Below are 2,568 nucleotides of genomic sequence, written 5' to 3'. Positions count from 1 at the left end.
TTTTCGACCGTACACGAATCTCGCTCATGTCTAGACATCCTCGAACACGCCGTGGTGAGATATTCCATCGTTACCTTTGCGCAACATGGCGAACAAGTAAGGCACGATCAGCAGGGTTGTCGGTGTGGCGAACAACAGACCGCCGATGACGGCACGTGCAAGCGCAGCGTTTTGCTCCTCACCGGCGCCACCGACCGCCATTGGGATCATGCCGACGATCATTGCGGCGGCTGTCATCAGCACGGGCCGAATTCGCGTGTGGCCGGCACTCAGCGCGGCCTCAAAGGCTGTGTGCCCTTTCAATTGTTGTTCGCGCGCGAAAGTCACGAGCAGAATCGAGTTCGCCGAAGCGACGCCTATCGACATGATCGCTCCCATCAGCGACGGCACGCTCAGCGTGGTGCCGGTGATGAACAGCATCGTGACGATCCCGCAGAGCGTGGCTGGCAGGGCCAGGATCACCACGAACGGATCGCCAAAATTCTGATAGTTGACCACCATCAACAGATAGACCAGTACCGCTGCGAACAGCAGGCCGATGCCGAGATCCCGGAATGAGTCGTTCATGCTCTGGATCTGGCCGACGACCTTAATGGTATTGCCGGGCTTCAAGTCCTTTTGAAGCTCCGTCGTGACCTTACTAATGTCTGCCGCGACGCTGCCGAGATCCCGGCCCTGCACGCTTGCATAGACGTCAAAAACGGTCTGGATGTTGGTCTGGCTGGAATTGGTTGCTGTCTTGTCTCGCTTGATCGTCGCGACGTTGCTGAGCATGCCCGGGACCGGCTGACCGCCTCTTGCCAACGAGCTGGAAACCGGAGTGTTCAAGAGCGCATTCATCGAGTTGACCTTTGGCTCCGGGGTTTGCACCGCAAAGTAATACGGGATGCCTGATGCCGGATCGGTCCAGAAGTTAGGCGACACCTGCTCTGATGAACTGAGACTGACATTGAGATTGGTAGCAATCGTGCTGGCATTGAGGCCAAGTTGCGCGGCCCGAGCCCGGTCGATATCCGCCATGAAGGCGGGAGCATCGACTTCTTGCTGAAGATGGGCATCGACGATGCCGGGAATGAAGGCAAGCCGTCGACGCAGTTCCTTTGCGATCGAGAGATTATTCAGGCCGCGGCCCACCGTACGGACATCAATCTGAGCCGGTAGTCCGAAGTTCAGAATTTGCGTTACAATATCGGCCGCCTGGAAATAGAATATTTCCTCGGGGAATGCGGCCGGCAGCACCTGACGCAATTTCCTGATGTACGCGGCGGTCGGCTTGTGGCCATCCTTGAGCGACACCAGAATCACGCCATCATTGATTCCGATGGTCGAGCCGTCGGCAAAGGCCCAATTATAAACGCGCGCCGGTAGTCCGATATTGTCAATGATGAGCTCGCGATCCGCTTCTGGAATGACTTCGCGTATCTTGTCTTCGACTGCCTGGAATATCCGTTCCGTGGATTCGATGCGGGTAGCGGGGGGAGCGCGAACGTGAAGCTGGATCTGGCCAGCGTCAATCAGCGGAAAAAAATCTCGGCCGACGAACTCGAACATCACCGCACCTAGACCGACGATCAAGACGGCGACGATGGGTACGATGAGCCGCTGGCGAAGCAGCAGCGCGAGGAGTTTCGAGTATCCCTCGCGCAAGCGCTCGAAGCCGCGGTTGAACGCGGCGGATAGCCGCGAGAAGACACCCGTGGGAGCGTCGGTATCCGAATGACGGTGCTCTCCTTTGAGCAGCAGGCCGATAGTGACCGGCGTCAGGGTCCGCGACAATCCGTAGGAAGCCAACATCGCAAATACCACGGCAAGTCCGAGCGGGGTGAAGAGGTATTTGGCCGGCCCATCAAGGAAAACAACCGACGTGAACACACAACTGATGGCCAGCGTCGACACCAGCGTGGGCACCGCGATTTCAGCGGCACCGTGCAGCGTCGCATAGGAAAGCGAATTGTTCTCTTCGGTCCACAGGCGGTGGCTATTCTCGATGGTGACAGTCGAATCGTCAACCAGGATGCCGACCGCCAATGCAAGACCGCCAAGAGTCATGGTATTCAAAGTTTCGCCGATAAAATACAACATGATCAGCGACGACAGGATCGCCAGCGGAATTGAAATCATCACTACCAGTGTCGACCGCCACGAGCCGAGGAAGACCAGAATCATTAACGCGGTGAGGCCCGCGGCGATAGCGCCCTCGCGCAGCACGCCGATGACTGAGTTTTTAACAAATACCGACTGGTCGAAAAGCTCGCTGATCGTGAGGCCGGGCGGGGCGGCGGCGCGCGCGACATCGAGCGCGTTCTTGACTCCGTTGACAACCGCCAGCGTTGAAGCATTGCCGTTCTTGATCACGCTGAGCAGTACCGAACGGTGACCGTCCTCGCGCACGACGTTCTCCTGCACCAGCGCTCCGTCTCGGACCTGGGCCACATCCTTCACGAAGATGGTGGCGCCGTTGGCGAACTTCACCGGCATATTGTTGAGGTCGTCGATCGTCGCTGGGGTCGCGTTGGTTCGCACCGTATACTGGATGTCTCCGATCTTCGCCGTACCCGACGGCAGCGT

The 2,568-nt window shown here is 58.1% G+C and carries 1 protein-coding gene; it reads right to left on the bottom strand.

Going from position 1 to position 2,568, the window contains the following annotated elements:
• Positions 1-30 precede the first annotated feature (30 nt).
• Positions 31-2,568, bottom strand: a 2,538-nt coding sequence (locus ABSG20_RS34445; RefSeq protein ID WP_423868895.1) for an efflux RND transporter permease subunit, incomplete at its 5' end; no start/stop codon positions are given.

The sequence above is a fragment of the Bradyrhizobium sp. genome (genome assembly GCF_049512235.1).
Lineage (GTDB): Bacteria > Pseudomonadota > Alphaproteobacteria > Rhizobiales > Xanthobacteraceae > Bradyrhizobium.
Note: the sequence above shows the minus strand (reverse complement) of the source record. Positions and strands in the feature narration are given on the sequence as shown.